This is a genomic window from Streptomyces sennicomposti, from assembly GCF_019890635.1.
Classification (GTDB): Bacteria; Actinomycetota; Actinomycetes; order Streptomycetales; family Streptomycetaceae; genus Streptomyces; species Streptomyces sennicomposti.
Genome location: NZ_JAIOAB010000087.1, coordinates 1 through 22,128, shown reverse-complemented (window position 1 = coordinate 22,128; position 22,128 = coordinate 1). Strand labels below are relative to the sequence as shown.

Annotated in this window: 16 protein-coding genes; 3 read left to right on the top strand and 13 right to left on the bottom strand. The window is 72.3% G+C overall.

The genetic code is table 11. The features are described from left to right. Positions 1 to 352 precede the first annotated feature (352 nt). The 6 genes from K7787_RS29785 to K7787_RS29760 form a co-directional block, all read right to left on the bottom strand. On the bottom strand, positions 353 to 1,165 hold the full coding sequence (locus K7787_RS29785; RefSeq protein WP_043260733.1) for a phosphatase PAP2 family protein: 813 nt from the start codon (positions 1,163 to 1,165) through the stop codon (positions 353 to 355). 71 nt (positions 1,166 to 1,236) lie between these two features. After that, complete coding sequence (locus tag K7787_RS29780) at positions 1,237 to 2,271, bottom strand: LacI family DNA-binding transcriptional regulator (RefSeq protein ID WP_223003535.1); 1,035 nt, start codon at positions 2,269 to 2,271, stop codon at positions 1,237 to 1,239. Between the two features lie 25 nt (positions 2,272 to 2,296). Beyond that, positions 2,297 to 3,946, bottom strand: a complete 1,650-nt coding sequence (locus tag K7787_RS29775) for a glycoside hydrolase family 13 protein (protein WP_223003534.1) — start codon at positions 3,944 to 3,946, stop codon at positions 2,297 to 2,299. Positions 3,947 to 4,038: 92 nt separating this feature from the next. Continuing rightward, positions 4,039 to 4,953: a sugar ABC transporter permease gene (locus K7787_RS29770; RefSeq protein ID WP_019984612.1), complete on the bottom strand. Its 915-nt coding sequence runs from the start codon at positions 4,951 to 4,953 to the stop codon at positions 4,039 to 4,041. 12 nt (positions 4,954 to 4,965) lie between these two features. Then, positions 4,966 to 5,967 carry a carbohydrate ABC transporter permease gene (locus K7787_RS29765; RefSeq protein ID WP_009188253.1) on the bottom strand — a complete coding sequence of 334 codons (1,002 nt, stop codon included), beginning with the start codon at positions 5,965 to 5,967 and terminating at the stop codon, positions 4,966 to 4,968. Positions 5,968 to 6,129: 162 nt separating this feature from the next. Beyond that, entirely contained in the window at positions 6,130 to 7,419 is a 1,290-nt protein-coding gene (locus K7787_RS29760) for an extracellular solute-binding protein (RefSeq protein ID WP_009188252.1), read from the bottom strand. Positions 7,420 to 8,025: 606 nt separating this feature from the next. Here K7787_RS29760 and pulA point away from each other — a divergent pair. Both pulA and K7787_RS29750 read left to right on the top strand, forming a co-directional pair. Beyond that, entirely contained in the window at positions 8,026 to 13,473 is a 5,448-nt protein-coding gene (pulA, locus tag K7787_RS29755) for a pullulanase-type alpha-1,6-glucosidase (protein ID WP_223003533.1), read from the top strand. Positions 13,474 to 13,610: 137 nt separating this feature from the next. Further along, on the top strand, positions 13,611 to 13,970 hold the full coding sequence (locus K7787_RS29750; RefSeq protein WP_009188250.1) for a 5-carboxymethyl-2-hydroxymuconate Delta-isomerase: 360 nt from the start codon (positions 13,611 to 13,613) through the stop codon (positions 13,968 to 13,970). Between the two features lie 30 nt (positions 13,971 to 14,000). Here K7787_RS29750 and K7787_RS29745 read toward each other — a convergent pair whose 3' ends face one another. The 4 genes from K7787_RS29745 to K7787_RS29730 all read right to left on the bottom strand — a co-directional run bounded on the left by K7787_RS29745 (position 14,001) and on the right by K7787_RS29730 (position 17,749). Next, complete coding sequence (locus K7787_RS29745; protein WP_169435263.1) at positions 14,001 to 14,432, bottom strand: hypothetical protein; 432 nt, start codon at positions 14,430 to 14,432, stop codon at positions 14,001 to 14,003. Next, entirely contained in the window at positions 14,429 to 15,121 is a 693-nt protein-coding gene (locus K7787_RS29740; protein WP_009188248.1) for a TetR/AcrR family transcriptional regulator, read from the bottom strand. Before K7787_RS29740 ends, K7787_RS29745 begins: the two co-directional genes overlap by 4 nt. A gap of 88 nt (positions 15,122 to 15,209) precedes the next feature. Continuing rightward, positions 15,210 to 17,126: a hypothetical protein gene (locus K7787_RS29735; protein ID WP_308036496.1), complete on the bottom strand. Its 1,917-nt coding sequence runs from the start codon at positions 17,124 to 17,126 to the stop codon at positions 15,210 to 15,212. Positions 17,127 to 17,248: 122 nt separating this feature from the next. After that, on the bottom strand, positions 17,249 to 17,749 hold the full coding sequence (locus K7787_RS29730) for a tetratricopeptide repeat protein (protein WP_372456704.1): 501 nt from the start codon (positions 17,747 to 17,749) through the stop codon (positions 17,249 to 17,251). 134 nt (positions 17,750 to 17,883) lie between these two features. Between K7787_RS29730 and K7787_RS29725 the strand changes: the two genes are divergently transcribed. Continuing rightward, the gene (locus K7787_RS29725) at positions 17,884 to 18,288 is read left to right on the top strand and encodes a hypothetical protein (protein ID WP_027758528.1); all 405 of its coding nucleotides are present in this window, start codon (positions 17,884 to 17,886) and stop codon (positions 18,286 to 18,288) included. 70 nt (positions 18,289 to 18,358) lie between these two features. Here the strand turns inward: K7787_RS29725 and K7787_RS29720 are convergent, their stop codons facing one another. The 3 genes from K7787_RS29720 to K7787_RS29710 all read right to left on the bottom strand — a co-directional run bounded on the left by K7787_RS29720 (position 18,359) and on the right by K7787_RS29710 (position 21,927). Next, positions 18,359 to 19,882, bottom strand: a complete 1,524-nt coding sequence (locus K7787_RS29720; RefSeq protein WP_223003532.1) for a DUF1996 domain-containing protein — start codon at positions 19,880 to 19,882, stop codon at positions 18,359 to 18,361. A 120-nt stretch (positions 19,883 to 20,002) separates the two neighbouring features. Beyond that, positions 20,003 to 20,656: a response regulator transcription factor gene (locus tag K7787_RS29715; protein ID WP_019984601.1), complete on the bottom strand. Its 654-nt coding sequence runs from the start codon at positions 20,654 to 20,656 to the stop codon at positions 20,003 to 20,005. After that, positions 20,641 to 21,927 carry a sensor histidine kinase gene (locus tag K7787_RS29710; protein WP_223003531.1) on the bottom strand — a complete coding sequence of 429 codons (1,287 nt, stop codon included), beginning with the start codon at positions 21,925 to 21,927 and terminating at the stop codon, positions 20,641 to 20,643. The genes K7787_RS29715 and K7787_RS29710 overlap by 16 nt, the downstream gene beginning before the upstream one ends. Positions 21,928 to 22,128 lie beyond the last annotated feature (201 nt).

Here is a 22,128-nt window from a genome sequence, read left to right as displayed (position 1 = left end):
GGGGGGGGGGGGGGGGGGGGGGGGGGGGGGGGGGGGGGGGGGGGGGGGGGGGGGGGGGGGGGTGGGGGGGGGGGGGGGGGGGGGGGGGGGGGGGGGGGGGGGGGGGGTGGGGGTGTGGTGGGGGGGGGGGGGGGGGGGGGGGGGGCCAGGGCGCCGCACACGGACATACGGCCCGGAGTGGGATCGTGGAGCGAGGAGGGACCGCAGTACGCGGCGCCCATACGGCCCCACCACCCCACCCCCTCCCGCCGTCGTCGCCTCCGCCCACTGCCGTCGGTGCCCTTCGCCGTCCGGCGGCTGCCGGGCGCATCCCCGCAGCGGCTGCGGCCAGTCGTGGGGCAGGGAGGGCGTCCTACGCTCTCGCCGGCTTCCAGGCTGTGCGCGGTAGCGCGTGCGGGAGGGCGCCGTAGCAGCCTCTCGCCACCGTGAGGCCGAAGGCCAGGCAGGCCGCTCCGCCTACCGCGTCCAGCCAGAAGTGGTTCGCCGTCGCGATGATGACGATCAGCGTCGCGGCGGGGTACAGCGCCGCCAGGAGCCGGGCCCACGGGATCGTCGTGAGCGTGAAGATCGTCAGGCCGCACCACAGGGACCAGCCGATGTGCATCGACGGCATCGCGGCGTAGGGGTTCGACATGTGTTTGAGGTCGCCGGAGGCCATCGAGCCCCAGGTGTGGTGCGTCTGGACCGTGTCGATGAAGTGGCCCGTCGGCATCAGGCGCGGTGGGGCCAGAGGGTAGAGGTAGTAGCCGAGGAGGGCTACGGCCGTGGTGGCGAACAGGGTCAGGCGGGCCGCCGCGTAGCGGCCGGGGTGGCTGCGGTAGAGCCACACCAGGACGCCCACGGTGGCCGCGAAGTGCAAAGTGGCGTAGTAGTAGTTCATGCCGACGATCAGCCAAGTCGCCGAGTCGGCGGCATGGTTGATCGTGTGCTCCACGGCGATGCCGAGCCGGTGCTCGGCGCGCCAGATCTGGCCGGCGTTGCGCAGGGCCGCGGCCCGCTGTTCCGGGACCGCGTTGCGGATCAGCGCGTACGTCCAGTAGCTGACCCCGATCAGCAGCACCTCGAACCACAGCGGCGGGCGGCGGCGCGGCGCGGAAGTTTCCGTGACCGGGTGCGGAAGGGCCTTCGCGGGGCCTTCCGGTCGCGTTCCGGACGTATCACCCATGGGCACAGAGTCTGCCAGAAGTGCGGCGGTCTTCCGTCGATCATCCCCCGGTCCCGGGTGAGCCGCATGTTCTAGCCGCGGTGGCGGTCTCCGGGGGCCGACGCGGTGGAGCCGCGTACCACCAGTTCCGGCATGAACACGAACTCGCTGTGCGGCGCCGGGGTGCCGCCGATCTCCTCCAGCAGCGTGCGCACCGCGGCCTGGCCCATCGCCGGCACCGGCTTGCGGATGGTGGTCAGCGGCGGGTCCGTGAAGGCGATCAGCGGGGAGTCGTCGAAGCCGACGACGGAGAAGTCGCGCGGGACCTCCAGGCCGCGCTGGCGGGCCGCGCGTATCGCGCCCAGCGCCATCATGTCGCTGGCGCACACCACGGCCGTGCAGTCGCGGTCCATGAGCGCGGCGGCCGCCGCCTGGCCGCCCTCCAGGGTGTAGAGGGAGTGCTGGACGAACTCGGTCTCCGTCGTGTCCGGGGACAGGTTCAGCTGGTCCTGCATGGCGCGGACGAAGCCCTCTATCTTGCGCTGGACCGGCACGAACCGCTTGGGGCCCAGGGCCAGCCCGATGCGGGTGTGGCCCAGGGACACCAGGTGGGTGACGGCCAGCGTCATCGCGGCCCGGTCGTCGGGCGAGATGAAGGGGGCCTGGACCTTCGGGGAGAAGCCGTCGACCAGGACGTAGGGGACGCCCTGCGCGCGCAGCCGCTCGTAGCGTTCGGTGTCGGCGGTGGTGTCCGCGTGCAGGCCCGAGACGTAGATGATGCCCGCCACCCCGCGGTCCACCAGCATCTCGGTCAGCTCGTCCTCCGTGGACCCGCCGGGGGTCTGGGTGGCCAGCACCGGGGTGTAGCCCTGGCGGGTGAGGGCCTGGCCGATGACCTGCGCGAGCGCCGGGAAGATCGGGTTCTCCAGCTCCGGGGTGATCAGGCCCACCAGGCCCTCGCTGCGCTGCCGCAGCCGTACCGGACGCTCGTAGCCGAGGACGTCCAGGGCCGCCAGCACGGACTGGCGGGTGGTGGCGGCGACGCCCGGCTTCCCGTTGAGGACCCGGCTGACGGTCGCTTCGCTCACCCCCGCCTGGGCAGCGATGTCGGCAAGCCGTGTGGTCACAGGAGTGGACTGTACCGGCTGCATCTCAGACTGCCCACCAGACGGCCGAGTCGCCGGGCAGATCGGTGCTGGTGGCGCCCGGCTCGACGGGTGCGCTCGCCAGCAGGAGGGTGCCCGGGGTCGGCAGGGGAACCGGGCCGGCGGTGAGGTTCACCGTGCAGACGAAGGAGCCTTCCGGGGTGTCGCGGCGGAAGGACAGCACGCCCTCCGGGCTGTCCAGCCAGGTGATCTGGCGGCCGGCGCCCAGGGCAGGGTGGTCGCGGCGGACGGCGAGCGCGCTGCGGTAGAACTCCAGCGTCGAGTTCGGGTCGCCCTCCTGCGCCTCGACCGTCAGGTGCTTCCAGTCGGCCGGCTGCGGCAGCCAGCTCGGGCCGCCCTCCACGGGGCCGAAGCCGAACGGGGCGACCTCGCCGGACCACGGGATGGGCACCCGGCAGCCGTCGCGGGTGCCGTCCTGGCCGGAGCTGCGGAAGAACGCCGGGTCCTGGCGCACCTCGTCCGGCAGGTCCACCACCTCCGGCAGGCCCAGTTCCTCGCCCTGGTAGAGGTAGGCCGAGCCGGGCAGCGCCAGCATCAGCAGCGTCGCCGCCCGGGCCCGGCGCAGACCGCGCGCCGGGTCGCCCTCCGCCAGCCGCGTGGAGTGCCGTACGACGTCGTGGTTGGACAGCACCCAGGTGGCCGGGGCGTGCACCGCGTTCATCGCCTGCAGCGAGCGGTCGATCACCTCGCGCAGGTCCGCGGCGTTCCAACCGGTCGTCAGATAGGAGAAGTTGAACGCCTGGTGCAGTTCGTCGGGGCGCAGGTACAGGGCGCTGCGCTCGACCGTCGGCGTCCACGCCTCGGCGACCGCGATGCGCTCGCCGGTGTACTCGTCCAGGATGCGCCGCCAGCTGCGGTAGATCTCGTGCACGCCGTCCTGGTCGAAGTACGGCACCGCCTGCGTGCCCAGCAGCTTGACCTGCTCGTCGTGGCCGATGTCGGGCAGGCCCTCCGCCTTGACCAGGCCGTGCGCCACGTCGATGCGGAAGCCGTCGATGCCCAGGTCCAGCCAGAACCGCAGGATGGAGCGGAACTCGTCGTGGACGGCCGGGTGGTCCCAGTTGAAGTCGGGCTGCTCGGGCGCGAACAGGTGCAGGTACCACTCGCCGTCGGCCACCCGGGTCCAGGCCGGGCCGCCGAAGATGGACTCCCAGTCGTTGGGCGGCAGTTCGCCGTTGGCGCCCTTGCCGGGGCGGAAGTGGAACCGCTCGCGCAGCGGCGAGCCGGGGCCCTCGCGCAGCGCCTGCTTGAACCACTCGTGCTGGTCGGAGCAGTGGTTGGGCACCAGGTCCACGATGACCCTCAGGCCCAGCGCGTGCGCCTCGCGGACCAGGTCGTCGGCGTCGGTGAGGGTGCCGAACATCGGGTCCACGGCCCGGTAGTCGGTCACGTCGTAGCCCGCGTCGGCCTGCGGGGAGGCGTAGAAGGGGGAGAGCCAGACGGCGTCGACACCCAGTTTCCTCAGGTACGGCAGCCGCGCGCGGATGCCGGGCAGGTCGCCCATGCCGTCGCCGTTGCCGTCGGCGAAACTGCGCGGGTAGACCTGGTAGATGACCGCGTCGCGCCACCACTCCCGGCGCCCGGAGGCGGCGGCAGCGGCTTCGGTGGGGACGGTGTCGGTGACGTGCTGGGTCATGGATTCCCTTAGGGGTGCGGGGGGAACGACAGAGGCGCTTGCTGAGGGGCGGGGGCCGGCCGGGGTGTCCGGCCGGCCGCTCGGCGCGGCGGTCAGGACTTGGTGCCGCCGGCCGTCAGCCCGGAGACCAGGCTGCGCTGCACCAGCATGAAGACGATGGCCGCCGGGATGGTGATGATGATCGCCGTGGCGGAGGTCCACGCCCAGTCGGGGCGCTGGTCCTGCGCGAAGGTGCGGATGCCGACGGCGAGCGTGTAGTGGTCGGACTGCATGAACTGCGTCGCGTACGCCACCTCGCCCCAGGCGGTGAGGAAGCTGTAGAACGCGGTCACCGCCAGGCCCGGCTTGGCCAGCGGCACGATCAGCCGCCAGAACGTGCCGATCGGCGTCAGGCCGTCCACCCGGCCCGCCTCGTCTATCTCCTTGGGGATGGTGTCGAAGTAGCCCTTCATCATCCAGGCGCAGAACGGCACCGCCGTGGTCGCGTAGGCGAGGATCAGCCCGAGGTAGTTGTCGAGCAGGTGCAGTTCGGACATCAGCAGGTACAGCGGAACGATCAGCACGATGCTGGGGAACATCTGGGTGACCAGGAACGTCCACATCAGCTGCCGGCTGCCCGGGAACTTCATCCGGGACACCGCGTACCCGGCGGTCGAGGCGAGGAAGACGCCGAGCGCGGTGGTGCCGCCCGCCACGATGACGGTGTTCAGGAACCACTTCGCCAGGTCCGAATGGGCCAGCACGTCGCTGTAGTTGTGCAGGCTCAGGTGCGAGAGGACCTGGCCCGGCTCCTGCCAGGCGTTCTTCGGGCCGAGCGAGATGAACAGGATCCACACCACGGGGAAGGCCGCGATCACGGTGGCCAGGATCAGCGTGCAGTGCAGGACGACCGAGGCCCAGGGGCTGCGCTCCTGGCGGCCGCGCACCTTGCGGGGCGCCGCGGCGGGCAGGGGGCGCGCGGGGGCGGCGGGCGTGACGGCGCCGGACTCGTGCGTTGCTGCGGTCATGACGAGGGCTCCTTACGCCTGCTCGGACTTCAGGGTGTTGCGGCGGTAGAAGGTCGAGAAGGCCAGCAGGAGAGCGAGGATGATGATGCCGTAGGTCGCCGCTCCCGCGTAGTCCGAGATCCCGTTGAAGGCCTTGTGGAAGGCGAAGGTGACGAGGATGTCGGTGTCGCCGGTGGTGTTGTTGCCCAGCAGCAGGTAGATGACGTTGAACATGTTGAACGTCCAGATGCAGCCGAGCAGGATCACCGTGTTCGACACCGGCTTCAGGCCCGGCAGCGTCACGTTCACGAACCGCTGCCAGGGCGAGGCGCCGTCCATCTCGGCCGCCTCGTACAGCTCCTTCGGGATGGACTGGAGCCCGCCGAGCAGCGCCACCATGTTGAACGGGATGCCGATCCAGACGTTGACCATGATGACGGCGACCTTCTGCGCCAGCGGGGTGCCGAGCCAGTTCTGCGCCGGCAGGCCGAAGGCCGTGATGATTTCGTTGAAGACGCCGTACTGCGAGTTGAGCATCAGCCGCCAGGCGAACACGCCGATGAACGACGGCACCGCCCACGGCAGGATCAGCATCGCCCGGTAGAAGCCGCGCAGCCGCATCTCGCGGTTGAGCAGCACCGCGAGCGCCATGCCGAGGCCCACCTGGAGCACGACGCAGGACACCGTCCACACGACCGTCCACACCAGCCGCGGGTAGAAGTCGCCGTCCGCGCCCGACAGGACGTGCCAGTAGTTGTCCAGCCCGACGAAGTCGTAGGTGGCCGGGCGGTGGAAGGCGCCGATGGTGGTGGCGACGTTCGACTCGTTCGCGTTCGTCAGCGACTGGTAGAAGCCGTAGCCCAGCGGATAAAGGACCAGCACCGTGATGACGACGGCCACCGGGGCCACCATCGCCCACGCGTACCAGTACTTGTCCCAGGATCGCCTGAGCGCCGAGACGCGTGCGGGGCGCGGCGACGGACCGTCGCCGCGCGCTGTCTTGTTCGTTGTTCCGGTGCTCGCTGCGGTCGTCATCCTCATCGGCTCTTTCGCGGACGGTGTCGGGGTGGTTCCGCAGCCCCGGGGAGCCCCGGACGGGGCGGCAGCGGGGAAGTCCTTCCCCGGGGCTGCGTGTCCTTCAACTGCCGTACGGCCGCCGGGTGTCAGGCGGCAGCCGTACGGCTACTGACCCTTCGGTCAGCCGATGGAGTAGCCGGGCAGGAGCTTCTGGAACTCCTTGGCGGTGGCGTCGAGGCCGTTCTTCACCGACTCGTCGCCCTGGAGGATCTTCACGTAGTTCTGCTGGAGCGGCGTGAACAGCGAGCCGACCTGCGGCAGGGCCACGCGCGGCCGGGCGGTCTTGTCGAGGATCGACTTGAAGCCGGCGACCTTCGGGTCGGAGGTGACCTCGCTCGTGTACGCCGACTGGCGGGTCGGCAGGGTGCCGGTGCCCTTGGCGATGGCGACCTGGCTCTCCGTGGACGTCATGAACTGCGTGAACAGGTAGCTGGCGTCCAGGTTGCCCGAGCCCTGGTACACGGCGAGGTTGTGGCCGCCGGTCGGGGCCTGCGCCTTGCCGCCGGCGCCGGCCGGGACGGGGGCGTAGCCGAGGTTGGCCTGGTCGCTCTTGAACGCCGAGCCGGACAGGGTGTCGGCCACCGACCACGGCCCCTGGATCAGCATGGCGACCTTGCCGTTCTTGAAGGCGGCCTGCATGTTCTGGTACGCGTTGGCGAAGTCGACCTTCATCGACGCCTGGTCGTTGATCTGCTTCGCGGTGGTGAGGGCCTTCACCGCGGCGGCGTCGCTGATCGTGATCTTCTTCGCCGACGGGTCGGCCATGTCCGCGCCGTTGCTGTAGAGCAGCGGCAGCAGGAAGTAGGAGTCGGGGTTGACGTAGGTGCCGTACGCCCCGGTCTTCGCCTTGATGGTCTTGGCGTCGGCGATGAACTCGTCCCAGGTGGCCGGCGGGTTGGCGATGCCGGCCTGCTTGAGGAGCTTCTTGTTGTAGAGGAGGCCGAGGGTGTCGGTGACCGAGGGGACGCCGTAGGTCTTGCCGTTGTACTTGGCGGTGTTCAGCGGCGTGGCGGCGAAGTCCGAGGTGTCCTTCAGGGCCGGGGTGCCGTCGAGCGGGGCGATGTAGCCCAGCGAGGCGTACTCGGCCATCAGGCCCACGTCCGTGCGCACGACGTCGGGGGCGCCCTTGCCGCTCTTGGCGGCGGACTTGAACTTCTGCTCGACGTCGGTGAACGGAACGCTCTGGAAGTTCACCTTGATCTTCGGGTACTTGGCCTCGAACTGCTTGACCAGGGCCTTGTACGTCGGGGCTTCGGTCGCCGCGTCGGAGGTGTCCCAGTAGGTGATCGTCCCGGAGACGTCCTTCGGGTCCTTCGGCTTGCTCGACGAGTCGTCGTCCGAGCCACCGCAGGCCGAGGCGGTGAGGGCGACCACGGTGACCGCGGCGGCGATCGATATGCCACGTCGCATATGAACTCCTAGATGAGGGTGCCCGGATCATCCCTTGGGAGGACCGCGGGTGCCGTCTGTTCCTGTCGACGGCCGCCGGGCGCGGGAGGAACGTAGCAAGGCTGCAATCCCTTGCGAAAGACGTTGCAAGAAAATTTCCGCAAGATCCCGCAGACGTGACGCTTCCGTTACCGGCAGGTGTCCTGGCCTGCGCGGGGCCTGTCCGGCGGGGGCCGGGCGGTGGGGGGCGTCCGGGGCGGTACCCCTCGCGCGGCCTCCGGCGCGGGGGTGCGACGCGGTCGCGCGCTAAGGAAGGTAGCGGATTCGCCGGGGGATGGAACCCCGCCGGTGCGCGGTTCGTGCGCCGGCGTAGGCTCCGGCCGTTCTCCCGCGCGCCCGGCCCGCGCGGGCGCGCCCGACCGCCGTGCGCGCGGCGGCACTTGACGGGCCCTGCGGACGCCCCGGTGGCCGTTCGTGAAAGTTCTTGCCGTGCTTTGCAAGGCTCTTGCTGTAAGCGTTTCGGCGGCGATACGGTCGCGCCCGGCGTCCGGCCGCGAAGCCGCAGACCCCCCGTCCGCGGTGCGGGCACGGACCCGATCGAGCCGTAGTCGCAAGGAGTTCTCGCCTGTGATACCGAGATGGCCGGCGCCCCCGGGGCGCCGCAACCCCCAGGGCGGACCGGGCCGGCGGGGCCGGCACAGCGGGCGGGTCGCGGCCGTGGCCGTCGCCGCGCTCGCCGCCGCCCTCGTCCAGCCGATGGCCGCGAAGGCGGCCGGCCCGCCCGCGCCCCCGTCGGACGCGTACCTCGCCGCGCAGCCCGCCCGGCACGACGCCACGCGCGAGCAGTTCTACTTCGTCATGCCGGACCGCTTCGCCAACGGGAACAAGGCCAACGACCGGGGCGGGCTGACCGGCTCCCGCCTGGCCACCGGCTACGACCCCACCGACAAGGGCTTCTACCAGGGCGGCGACCTCAAGGGCCTGACCGACCGGCTCGACTACATCAAGGGCCTCGGCACCACCGCCATCTGGCTGGCGCCGATCTTCAAGAACCAGCCCGTGCAGGGCGCAGGCAAGGACGCCTCCGCCGGCTACCACGGATACTGGATCACCGACTTCACGCAGGTCGACCCGCACTTCGGCACCAACGCGGACCTGACGAAGCTGATCGCCAAGGCGCACGCCAAGGGCATGAAGGTCTTCTTCGACGTCATCACCAACCACACCGCCGACGTCGTGGACTACGAGGGCCAGTCCCACGAGTACCTGTCCAAGGGCGCCTTCCCCTACCTCACCGAGGACGGCCGGCCCTTCGACGACGCCGACTACGCGAACGGGAACAAGAAGTTCCCCGCCGTCGACTCCTCGTCCTTCCCCTACACGCCGACCGTCCCGGCCGCGAAGAAGAACGCCAAGGTCCCGGCGTGGCTGAACGACCCGACGATGTACCACGATCGCGGCGACTCCACCTACAGCGGCGAGAACGCCACCTACGGCGACTTCTCCGGCCTGGACGACCTGTGGACCGAGCGTCCCGAGGTCGTCAGCGGCATGGAGAAGATCTACGAGCGCTGGGTGAAGGACTTCGGCGTCGACGGCTTCCGCGTCGACACCGTCAAGCACGTGAACACGGAGTTCTGGACCCAGTGGGCGACCGCGCTCGACGCGTACGCCGCCCGGCACGGCCGCAAGGACTTCTTCATGTTCGGCGAGGTCTACTCCGCCGACACCTCCGTCACCGCGCCCTACGTCACCCAGGGCCGCCTCGACGCCACGCTCGACTTCCCCTTCCAGGACGCCGCCCGCGCCTACGCCTCCCAGGGCGGCAGCGCGAAGAGGCTCGCGAGCGTCTTCGGCGACGACTACAAGTACACGACCGACAAGGCCAACGCCTACGAGCAGGTCACCTTCCTCGGCAACCACGACATGGGCCGCATCGGGTACTTCCTCAAGCAGGACAACCCGAAGGCGACCGACGCCCAGCTCCTCGCCAAGGACAAGCTGGCCAACGAGCTGATGTTCCTCAGCCGCGGCAACCCCGTCGTCTACTACGGCGACGAACAGGGCTTCACCGGCGCCGGCGGCGACAAGGACGCCCGCCAGACCATGTTCGCCTCGAAGGTCGCCGACTACCTCGCCGACGACGAGATCGGCACCGACCGCACCCACGCGAGCGACTCCTACGACACCAGGGCGCCGCTCTACCGCCAGATCGCCGAGCTGGCCAAGCTCCGCAAGGACAACCCCGCCCTCACCGACGGGGTCCAGACCGAGCGGTACGCGGCCGACGGACCCGGCGTCTACGCCTTCACCCGCACGGACGCCCGCAGCGGCGCCGAGTACGTCGTCGCCGTCAACAACGCCGACCAGGCGCAGACCGCCGCCTTCGCCACCGGCTCCGCGCGCACGACCTACCGCGGCGTCTACGGCACCAAGGCCACCGTCGCCTCCGACAGCGACCGCAAGGTCACCGTCACCGTCCCGGCCGGAGCCGCCGTCGTCCTCAAGGCGACCGGCCGCCTCCAAGCCCCGGCGACCAAGCCGTCCCTCACCCTGACCGCGCCCGCCGCGGGCGCCACCGGCACCGTGGACCTGAGCGCCGACGTCACCGGCGGACAGCTCGACCGGGTCGTCTTCGCCGCCCAGGTCGCAAACGGCCCCTGGAAGGTCCTCGGCTCCGCCGACCACGCCCCCTACAAGGTCACCCAGACCCTCGCCACGACCGTGCCCGCCGGCACCGCGCTGCGCTACAAGGCGGTCGTCGTCGACTCGGCCGGGCACACCGCGAGCGCCACCGCGACCTCCACCACCGGCACCCCGCCGGCCCCCGAGGTCCCCACCGCCTCCTCCCGCGACTACGCGGTCGTCCACTACCGGCGCACCGACGGCGACTACGACGACTGGGGCCTGTACGCCTGGGGCGACCTCGCCGACGGCGAGGCGACCACCTGGCCCGCCGCCCACCCCTTCACCGGCCGGGACGCCTACGGCGCCTTCGCCTACGTGAAGCTGAAGCCCGGCGCCTCGAACGTCGGCTTCCTCGTCATCGACAAGGACGGCGACAAGGACGTCTCCGCCGACCGGTCCATCGACGTCACCAAGACCGGCGAGGTGTGGATCGAGCAGGGCGAGGACGGCGTCCAGACCACCCGGCCCGCCGACTATCCCGCGCAGGACACCGCCAAGGCCGTCCTCCACTACCACCGCGCCGACGGCGACTACGACGGCTGGGGACTGCACGTGTGGACCGGCGCCGCCGAGCCCACCGACTGGGCGAAACCCCTCGCCCCGGTGAAGACTGACTCCTATGGCGCGGTCTTCGAGGTACCGCTCACCGACGGTGCCGGCTCACTCAGCTACATCCTCCACAAGGGCGACGAGAAGGACCTGCCCACCGACCAGTCCCTCGACCTCAAGGCGGCGAACGGCCACGAGGTGTGGCTGGTGAGCGGGCAGGAGCAGCCCCTGCTGCCGCAGCCCGAGGGCAGCGCCGCCGCCCTGGACCTCACCACCTCCAAGGCGGTCTGGATCGACCGGGACACGGTCGCGTGGAACGGCTCGGCCGCCGCCGCCTCCACCCAGCTCCTCTACTCCCGCGACGGCTCCATCACCGTCAAGGACGGGACCCTGACCAGCGACGACGAGCGGTGGCTGCGGCTGGAGAAGACCACGCTCACCGACGCGCAGAAGGCGAAGTTCCCGCACCTGAAGGACTACACCGCCTACTCCGTCGACCCCCGCGACCGCGACCGGGTGACCGAGGCCCTGCGCGGGCAGGTCGTCGCCTCCCAGCGCGCCGCGAACGGGGCCGTGCTCACCGCGACCGGCGTCCAGCTCGCCGGCGTCCTCGACGACGTGTACGGCAGCGCCGCCGCCAGGGCGAGCCTCGGCCCGGTCTTCCGCGACGGACGGCCCACGCTGAGCGTGTGGGCGCCGACCGCGCAGAGCGTGGCGCTGGAGCTGGACGGCAAGGCCGTCGCCATGCGCCGCGACGACACCACCGGCGTCTGGTCCGTCACCGGCCCGGCCGCCTGGAAGAACAAGCCCTACCGGTACGTCGTCACCGTGTGGGCGCCCTCGGTGCGCAAGATCGTCGTCAACAAGGTCACCGACCCCTACTCGGTCGCCCTCACCGCGAACAGCGAGCGCAGCCTCGTCGCCGACCTCGACGACAAGGCGCTCGCCCCCAGCGGCTGGGCGGACCTCGCCAAGCCCAAGGCCGTACCGCTGCGCGACGCGCAGATCCAGGAACTGCACATCCGCGACTTCTCCGTCGCCGACCCGACCGTCCCGGCCGAGGACCGGGGCACCTACCTCGCCTTCACCGACAAGAACGCCGACGGCAGCAAGCACCTGCGCGAGCTGGCCGAGGCGGGCACCTCCTACGTCCATCTCCTGCCGGCCTTCGACATCGCCACCATCCCCGAGAAGAAGGCCGACCAGGCCGGCCCCGGCTGCGACCTCGCCGCCTACGCCCCCGACTCCGACCGGCAGCAGGCCTGCGTCGCCGAGACGGCCGCGAAAGACGCCTACAACTGGGGCTACGACCCCTACCACTACACGGTCCCCGAGGGCTCCTACGCCACCGACCCGGACGGCACCGCCCGCACCGTGCAGTTCCGGCAGATGGTCAAGGCCCTCAACCAGGACGGCCTGCGCGTCGTCATGGACGTCGTCTACAACCACACGGCGGCCAGTGGCCAGGCCGACACCTCCGTCCTCGACCAGGTCGTGCCCGGCTACTACCAGCGGCTGCTGGCCGACGGGTCGGTCGCGAACAGCACCTGCTGCGCCAACACCGCGACCGAGAACACTATGATGGGCAAGCTCGTCGTGGACTCGATCGTCACCTGGGCCAAGGAGTACAAGGTCGACGGCTTCCGCTTCGACCTCATGGGCCACCACCCCAAGGCCAACATCCTCGCCGTCCGCAAGGCCCTCGACGCGCTCACCCCGAAGAAGGACGGCGTCGACGGCAAGAAGATCATCCTGTACGGCGAGGGCTGGAACTTCGGCGAGGTCGCCGACGACGCCCGCTTCGTCCAGGCCACCCAGAAGAACATGGCCGGCACCGGCATCGCCACCTTCTCCGACCGGGCCCGCGACGCCGTGCGCGGCGGCAGCCCCTTCGACCCCGACCCCGGCGTCCAGGGCTTCGCCTCCGGCCTCTACACCGACCCCAACTCCTCCACCGCCAACGGCAGCAAGGAGGAGCAGAAGGCCCGGCTGCTGCACTACCAGGACCTCATCAAGGTCGGCCTGAGCGGCAACCTCGCCGAGTACCGGTTCACCGACACCGACGGCAAGGAGGTCACCGGCGCCGGGATCGACTACAACGGCGCGCCCGCCGGCTACGCCGACGCCCCCGGCGACGCCCTCGCCTACGCCGACGCCCACGACAACGAGTCGCTGTTCGACGCGCTCACCTACAAGCTGCCCGCCTCGACGTCCGCCGCCGACCGGGCCCGGATGCAGGTCCTCGCGATGGCCACGGCCGCGCTCTCCCAGGGGCCGGCGCTCTCCCAGGCCGGCACCGACCTGCTGCGCTCCAAGTCGCTGGACCGCAACTCCTTCGACAGCGGCGACTGGTTCAACGCCATCCACTGGAACTGCGCCGACGGCAACGGCTTCGGCCGCGGCCTGCCCATGGCCGCCGACAACCAGGACAAGTGGCCCTACGCCAAGCCGCTGCTGTCCTCCGTCGCGGTGGGCTGCCCGCAGATCCAGGGCGCCTCGGCCGCCTACCGGGACCTGCTGCGCATCCGTACGACGGAGCAGGCGTTCTCCCTCGCCACGGCGGCGCAGGTGCAGGACCGGCTGTCCTTCCCGCTGTCCGGCAAGGACGAGACGCCCGGAGTGATCACCATGCGGCTGGGCGACCTGGTCGTCGTGTTCAACGCGACGCCCCAGCGGCAGGAGCAGCGCGTCGCGGCGCTGGCCGGGGCCGGTTACCGGCTGCACCCGGTGCAGGCCTCGGGGGCCGACCCGGTCGTGAAGACCTCCGCCTACACGGCGGCGACCGGCACGTTCACCGTCCCGGCGCGCACGGTGGCGGTGTTCACGCGGGGCGCGTGAGGCACGGGAGCGGTACGGGGGGGCGGTACAGGGGGGGCGGGCCGTGAGACGGTCCGCCCCCTTCTCCGGTCGCGAACTAGGGTGGGGCCGACGCCGTAGAACACCGGACGTCGTGGAACACCAGGAGTGGAGTGCCCATGCCGCAGATCACCGTCGACTACTCGGCCGAGCTGGCGGACGTCTTCGACCGGCCCGGGTTCGCGCGGGCGCTGCACGAGGCCACCGTGGAGATCGCCGGCGCCCGGCCGCCCGCCTGCAAGACGCTGTTCCGCCCGGCCGGGGAGACTGTGGTCGGCCCTGACAGCGAGGGGCACGCCGTCGTCCACGTGCACATCGGACTGCTGGCCGGCCGCACCGCGGAGACCAAGGCCGAGCTGACCGAGGCCGCGCTGGAGCTGTTGCGGCGGTATGTGAAGCCCGGCGGGACGACGATGCTGCACGCTTCGGCCGAGGTGAGCGACCTCGACCCGTCGTACCGCAAGTTCGAGCGCGAGTAGAGGCATACCGGTCGCGGTGCGGTCACCGGTTCACGGCAGATCGGTGCGGCCCAGCCAACCGGGTCGCACCGGCACCCCGTCGTCGTCCACCTCGACCGGCTCGGCCGGGGGCGGTGGGGCAGCGGGCTTTTCCGGCACGGGCTCCTCCGCCACGGGCCCCGGAGCGGGCGGCTCGGGTGCGTCGGAGTCCGCCAGCAGCTCCGCCACGAGGAACCGGGTCACGAAGGACTGCCACGCCCCGTCCACGACGAGCAGGAAGCCGTCGCTCGTCCGCAGCAGGCGGCGGCGCTTCGGGCTCAAGGGATGCGTGGGCTCGTAGACCCGCGCCCGCCGCTCCAGCTCCGCGAGCGCCTCCCGGCGGGACCCGACGACGTGCGCCACCACCTGCGCCTCCGTGTGCTTGCGGTCCCCGGCGCCCACGGTGGTCTCCACGACCAGCCCCCAGCTCGCCCTGGCGGTCACGGCGACGCCAGCGTGATGAGGCGGCCGGCCAGGTCCGTGAAGGGGTTGTCGGCCGGTTCCGTCGCGAAGATCCGGCGCAGCAGCGCGGTCAGCTCCTCGTCGCGGGCGGCGGCGACGGCGGCGAGCGCGGCGAAGTCCTGCACCAGCTGGACCTCCAGCTCGGCGCGCGGGATGCGACGGCCGTCCAGCCAGATCAGCGCCGTCGACTCGGCCAGCGAGATCCACGAGCGGACGATCAACTCCAGCCGGGCGGGCGGGTCCTGCACCTGGAGGTGGGCGAGGATCTGCTCGTAGGCGGCCTGCCGGACCGAGTCGATGAGGGCGTTGGTGGTGGTCGAGCCGACGGCCGGGCCGCCGCGCATCAACGCCGAGAAGCCGGGCCCGTGTTCGTCCACGAAGTCGAAGAAGCGGCCCATCACCCGCAGCAGCCGCGCCCCCAGCGGACCCTCGTGCGGCTCCACGAACCGGCCGGCCAGATCCTCCGAAGCCCGCTTCAACGCGGCCTCGTACAGGCTGAGTTTGCCGGGGAAGTAGTGGTAGACGAGCGGGCGGGAGATGCCGGCCGCCGCGGCTATCTCGTCGATGGACACGTCGTCGGGCGAGCGGCGGCTGAACAGTTCGAGGGCGACGCCGATCAACTGCTGCCGCCGTTCCTCGACTCCCATTCTGCGGCGGACCCCGGTAGTCATACCGACACCCTACCGACCAGGGCCGGAACCGGAACCGGCCGGTAGGGTGCGGGCGGTACGGGGCGGGCCGGGGCCGACCCCAGAGGCCCTACCGCAGCATGTTCACGGTCCGGCCGTCGTCCAGCGTCCCCTTCAGCTCGGGCCGGATGCCCTTCTTCGCCGGTACGGCCAGCACATTGCCCCGGGCGGTCGCGGTCACGCCGTTCGAGGCGGTGATGGACTCCGTGTGGGAACCGCCGGCGGCCAGCAGGTACCAGGAACCCGCCTTCGACTTCCACAGCGCCCCCGCCAGCACCTGCGGATCGCGGGCGCCGCACGCGGTCACATCGGCGGAGCGGGCCACCGCCGCGCCGTACCGCACGGTGGGGACGCGGAGTTGGGCCAGCACCTGGGAGCCCGTGCCGCGCCAGGTGTCGGCGCGGGTGCACACCCACGCGGCCGTGCCGCTGTCGTCGGGCAGGTCCTGCTCGGCGTACTGCCAGGCGTTGACCGACCGCACCCCCTGCGACCGCAGCACCGACAGCGAGCAGGCGAACGGCGCCCAGGTGCGCCCGGCCGCCGCGCTCGACGCCTCGTGCGTCGCGGTGGGGCGGCCGGTGGTGAGCCGGGCGGGCGTCAACTCGCCCAGATCGCCGAGGACGTACGCCCCGAAGTCGCCGGTGAGGCGCAGCGCGGGCCAGGAGGCGCAGGCGCCCGCGCGGGCGGCCGGGCCGGACAGCGGTGCGGTGACGCCGTCCGTCAGGGCGAGGGCCGCCGGCTCGGAGCCGGCGGTGCGCAGATCCTGCCGTGCCGCCTTCTTCACCCACGGGGCCGTCAGATAGCGGACGTTGCCGTCGGCGCGGTTCAGCACCACCGCGGCGGCCTCCGCCCCGCTCGCCCCGTCCACGCGGGCGAGGTCGAGCGCGACGCCGGACGCGGAGCCCTTCGGCTCGGCGTAGCGGGCGATGCGCAGGCCGTCGTGGAGGAGGACGACGCGGGCGCCGTCGACGTCGCCCGCGTACAGCAGTTGCGGCGGGCCCGCGGGGCCGCCGGTGGCGGTGCCGGGGGTGGCGGAGAGCCGGACGTCGCCGCCGGGGCGGGCCCAGACGGCGAGGGCGCGGCGCAGCAGGGCGGTGTCGCCGGTGCGGTCGCCGCGCGCGGGCCAGGCGGCGAAGTCCAGCCGCGCCGAGGTCCGCCACGCGGTGGGGGAGACGCGGGTCAGCTTCGCCGGGTCGAGGGCGGCCTCGGCGGAGGCGTTGCGCGCGTAGACGGGGGCGGCGGCGCCGTCCGGGCCCCAGCCGCCGGCGGGCAGCGCGGCCAGCGTGCCGCACACGGCGACGGCCGCCGCGGCGGCGAGCACCGCCTTGCCGCGCTGCCTGCGCCGCAGCAGGTCGGTGGGGCGGGCCTGCAGTGAGCACGGGTCGAACTCGGGGGAGGCGAGCAGCGCGGTGCGGTCCGGGACGCGCTCCGCCTGGCGCACGGCCGCCTTGGGGTCGGCGACGCCCGCCGCCGACAGCACCCGGAGCACGGCGTCCTCGGGGAGCTGCTCCAGACCGCGCAGGACGTAGGCGGCGCGGGCCGGGGCGGGCAGGGCGGCGAGCTGCTGGTCCAGGGCGAGTTCGTCGGCGCCGCCGGAGCGCGGGAAGAGCTTCAGGCCCCACACCTGGGGCATCAGCGGCGGCAGATGGACGCGGCGGGAGCGCGCGGCGCGGCGGGGGAGCGGGTCGGCGGCCAGCGCCGTACGGACCACGCGGGCGCGCAGGAAGGCGTAGGCCGGGTCGGCGCCGGGGCCCGCCGTGCCGTCCGGTGCGACGGCCGTGGCGGCGCGGCCCCGGGGCAGGGCGCGCTGGACCAGGGAGTGCGCGGTCAGCACCCGGCGGCCGCGGCCGAGGACCGGGGGCAGCAGCAGATAGGCGAGCCGGACGAGCCGCGGGTAGTGCTCGACGAGCGCGGCCTCGGCCCGCCCGACGTCGAGGACCGGCGCGGAGGCGGACGGGGGGCGCGGGGCGACATCCTGTGACTGCACGTTCAGCAGAACGAGCGAATGGGCGGTTGGTCACCGCCGGGGCGGTCCCGTCAGCCCTTCGGCCGTGCCGTCCGGCCCCGCCGCCGGGCCGCCCCGTGGCCGTCCGGCCCGGCCGGGCCCCGTCAGCCTTCCGGCTCGACCAGCAGGCGGGCGTAGTTCGCCGTGGAGCGCTGGTAGCGGGGCAGGTGCGGGGCGAGGGCGCCGAGGGTGAGGGACAGCGCCTCGCGCTCGCGGCCGAGGTCGGCAAGGCACAGGGCCAGGAAGGCGCGGACGGCGTCGTCCAGCTCGTCGGAGGGGGCGACCAGTTCGGGCGTCAGCAGCGCGACGCCCTCCTCCGGCCGGCCGGTGTTGCGCAGCGAGCTGGCGAGCTGGATCCTGGCGCGGCGGCCCCGGTAGCCGTCGAGTCCGGCGTCCAGCGCCGCCCGGTACAGCGGCACGGCCCGGTCCGAGCGGCCGGTGGAGTCCCAGGCGCAGGCCTGCTCGAACAGGCCGACGGGACTGCCGGGCGGCAGCTCGGCGACCAGCGCGTCGATCACCGCACGGAACTCGGCGGCACGGTCCTCGGAGTAGTCGTCGATGCGGGCCCAGGCGGCGGCCACGCGGTCTTCCCAGTCGTCGTTCACCCGGCCCACTCTCGCACAAGTGTGCCGGTAGGCCCATGGTTTGAGCACGTCGCCCGGTACGGCCGTATGGAGGGGGACGGCATGGACGGGGACCGGGCGCCGCCGAGGCGACCCGCCGGAAAGCGGAGGAACAGATGAGGGTGACACGGCCGATGCTCGCGGTGGCCGGCGCGGCGGCGGTGCTGGCGCTGGCGGGCTGCGGCGCCGGCGGGGACGGGGCGGCGAAGGCGCCGCCGACGGCGACCGGCAGCCTGGAGAGCCTGGCCGCCGAGGTGAAGTGCAGGCCGGACATCCAGACCGACGCCGACACCATCCGCCAGGCGATCTGCGCGGGCTCCGGCGGCAAGTTCGTCCTCGCCACCTTTTCCACCGACCGCGGCCAGCGCGAGTGGATCGACGAGGCCAAGGACTACGGCGGCTTCTACCTGGTCGGCCGCAAGTGGGTCGCCGTCGGCGACGACGGCGTGGTCCACGCGCTGCGCGGCACCCTCGGCGGCGAGGTGGAGATCGGCGCCGACCACCACGCGCACACCGGCTGAGTCACCGCACGCGGAAGGCCGGTGGCGGGTCCTCCCGCCACCGGCCTTCCGCCGTACCGGCCGGGTGCGGCTAGCACATCCGCCCGGAGTTGAGGCAGTTGGCGATCTTGTTCGCCAGGCCGTTCCTGGTCACGGCGATGAAGTCGTCGTGGTCGGTGACGGCCTTGTGCAGCTGCTCGGGGAAGCCGTCGACGGCGTAGGCGTTCTTCACCTGGCCGTTTCGGACCACCGGTTGCGGCACGCTGTAGACCAGCCGCATCGTCAGCTGCGGGATCGCCTTGAAGCCGTTCTGGCAGCGGCCGGAGGCGTCGGCGAAGGCGACGTGGGTGCGGTGGTTGGCGCTGTCGATGTTCTGGCCGTCCCAGCAGCTCTGGAACGCGAACGTGCGCACCACGTCGCTGCCGCGCGGGCAGATCGGGTACTTGTCGGTCAGCTGGACCTTGTTCTCGAAGCCGGTGCAGCTCCAGTGCGCGTTGGCGTTCGCCGTGCCGTTGGTGAAAGCCTTGGCGTCGCCGGTGATGATGCGCAGGAACTGCGGCATCGCCACGACCTTGCTGGTCGGGTTGCCGACGTACTTGATCTGCGCCTGCTTGGCGACCAGGATCCGGCCGACGTTGCCCTCCTTGCCGCCGCCGTCGGCGTTCTGGTCGAAGTCCTGCGTGCCGTCCTGCACCCGCACCACCGGCCAGTAGTAGGCCGACAGGTCGTTCTTGTTCTGGCAGCTGGTGCCGCCCTGGAGGAAGGTGTCGTTCGAGGAGAACGCGTTGACCTTCTGGTTGCCGACGTAGTCGTGCAGGTGGTGGGCGCCGTTGGTCACGCCGGGCGCCACGATCACGTTGTCGGTGTTGTGGTTGCCGTTGGCGTTGACCCCGCAGCGGGTGGTGAAGGTGCCGGTGGAGGCGTTGCGCATCCGGCGCGGCTTGGCCGGCACGTTGGCCCGGACCTTGGTGATGTCGACGAAGTCCGCGGCGGAGGGGCCGTTGCCGGCCTGGCCGCCGTTGTTCTGCTGCTGGCCGCCGCCCTGCTGGCCGCCCTCGCCGCCCTGCTGGCCGCCGTTCATGCCGCCGTTGTTCTGGTCGCCGCCCTGCTGGCCGCCGCCGTTGTTCGTCTGGTTGCCGGCGGCCGGGGAGCCGGTGCACGACGTCAGGCTGTCCAGGTCGCCGGGGGCGGTGCCGCCGGCCCGGTTGATCTCCAGCCTGATCCGGTCGAAGATCACCTTCCGCCGGTCCTTGAGCGGGCTCAGGATGCTGTTCTGGACGAAGCTCGCGTCCCGGGCCTGCGCGTCCCGCGTCGTCGCCAGGCGCTGGTAGGCCTCGGTGATCTGGCGGTCCAGATTGGCCAGTTCGCCGTCCACCTCGGTGCGGGCCCGGCCCGGCACGTCGGTGAGTTTCTGGCCGACGTCCGGGCAGGAGATCGTCGCCACCTGCGCGCCGGCCGCCTTGGTCCGGCCGCCCCACGCGTCGTCGTGCGACTCGTGGGCGGATGCGTAGAAGTTCGCCCAGATCAGCCCGCCCCCACCGAGCGCTAGGGCCGCCGCTGCGGCGATGGCCTTGGTGGCCGGCGACGTACGGCGTTTTCGTGTGTTGCGTCCCATGGAACTCCTCTGACTTCCTTGGCGGGGCAGCATCGAGGCGCCCGACAGGAGTGAAGCGGCGCCCTTCCATACGGGCGCCGCCTCAAAGGCGTTCAACAGAAACGCGAATCGACCGTCGGCTCAGCGGTCGCGGTCGAGGTGCGCGAGTACGGCCAGTACGCGCCGGTTGTCGTCGTCCGAGACCTCGAGTCCCAGTTTGGCGAAGATGTTGGAGGTGTGTTTCGCGATCGCCCGTTCCGTGACGACGAGTTGGGCGGCGATCGCCGTGTTGGAGCGGCCCTGCGCCATCAGCTCCAGCACCTCCAGCTCGCGCGGGGTGAGCCGCGACAGCGGCCGGTCCCGGTCCGAACGCCGGGCCAGCAACTGCTGGATGACCTGCGGGTCCATGGCGGTGCCGCCGGCCGCGACGCGGCGTACCGCGTCCACGAACTGGGCCGCGTCGAACACCCGGTCCTTCAGCAGATACCCCACCGCGCCGCTGCCGTCGGCCAGCAACTCCCGCGCGTACAGCTGCTCCACGTGCTGGGAGAGGACCAGCACCGGCAGCCCCGGCCGCTCCCGGCGGGCGCGCAGCGCGCACTGCAGCCCCTCGTCGGTGTGCGTGGGCGGCAGCCGTACGTCGACCACCGCCACGTCCGGGTTCAACTCGGCGAGAGCGCGGTCGAGTTCGGGGCCGGACTCGACGGCCGCCGCGATCTCGAAGCCATGGGCTTCCAGCAGCCGGACCAGGCCGTCGCGCAGCAGGAAGAGATCTTCGGCTAGGACAACGCGCACGGAATCTCCATGGTCGCCATGGTGGGACCGCCCGCGGGACTGCTGACGGCCAGGACGCCGTCGAATGTACCGAGCCGCCGCTCGACCCCGGCGAGCCCGGAGCCGGGCGCGATCACGGCGCCGCCCCTGCCGTTGTCGGTGACGGCGATGCGCAGCATGCCGTCGGCGTGGTGCAGATCGACCCAGACGCGATCCGCGCCGGAGTGCTTGACGGCGTTGGTGAGCATCTCGCTGACCGCGAAGTACGCCGCCGACTCCACCGGCGCGTCGGCGCGGCCGGCCAGGTCCACGGTCACCTCCGTGGGGATCGGCAGCCGTAGCGCCAGCGCCCGGACGGCGTCGCCCAGCCCGCGTTCGGCGAGGACCGGCGGGTGGATGCCGCGCACCAGGTCGCGCAGCTCGCCGAGGGCCTCGGCGGAGTTCTTGCGGGCCTGCGCGATCAGCCGCCGGGCCTGCTCCGGGTCCGTGTCGATCAGCGACTCCACGGTGCTCAGGTCCATGCCCATGACGACCAGCCGGGCCTGCGCCCCGTCGTGCAGATCGCGTTCGATGCGCCGCAGCTCGGCGGCCGAGGTGTCCACGGCGTCACGCCGGGTCTCGGTCAACACCCGCACCCGCTCGGCCAGTTCGCCCTGGCCCGGGGCGAGGACGGCCCGGGCCAGCTTGAAGTGGACGGCCAGCAGGCGCGGGACGAGGCGCCAGGCGACGACCAGGATCACCGCGCCGAGTACGCCGGCGGCCAGCGCGGTCGCCTGCCCGCGCACCGGCACGAAGCCGTACCAGTACGGGCCGTTCTCCCCGTACGGGCCGTCGGCCATGGGCCGCCACAGCCCGGCCGCGAGCGCGAACCCCTCGAAGGAGTAGAAGAGCAGGACAGGCGGGAGCAGCGCGGTGGCGAACCCGGCCGTCATGTTCACCGGCAGCCACAGCACGTCCCGCCGGACCTGCGGGTCGCGGAGCATCCCGAAGGTGCGCGTCCAGGGGTTGGCGCCCGCCGGGAGCGGCCGGTACGCCGACTCGATGCGCACCCCGGACCAGCGCGCGGCGATCTCGCGGTGGTTGTCCGCGAGGGCTCGTACCGCGGTGAGGACCCACGGGGTCGTGACGATGCCGACGCCGAGCGGGATCAGCGCGACGGACAGCAGGGTCAGCACGAGGAACAGCACCGAGAAGGGCAGCACTGCCACGGCCAGCACCAGCCCCTGGACGGCGGCGAGCAGGACCTCACGGGCGCGCTCCCGGGCGCCGCCGCTTGGCGTGTTGGTGTTCATGTCCCCGAGTCTGGCCGAGCGGGGCGCGCCGGTCACTGGCCCGGGAGCCCCTGCCGGGGGTGGTGCCAGGTGCACCCCGGGCCGGCCCGCCCGCCGAGGAGGAGCGGGCGCCGGGCCCCTTCCCGGACCGGCGGGCGCCGGGCACCTCCCGGTCCGGCGGGCGCCGGGCACCTCCCGGACCGGCGGGCGCCGGGGGCCCTC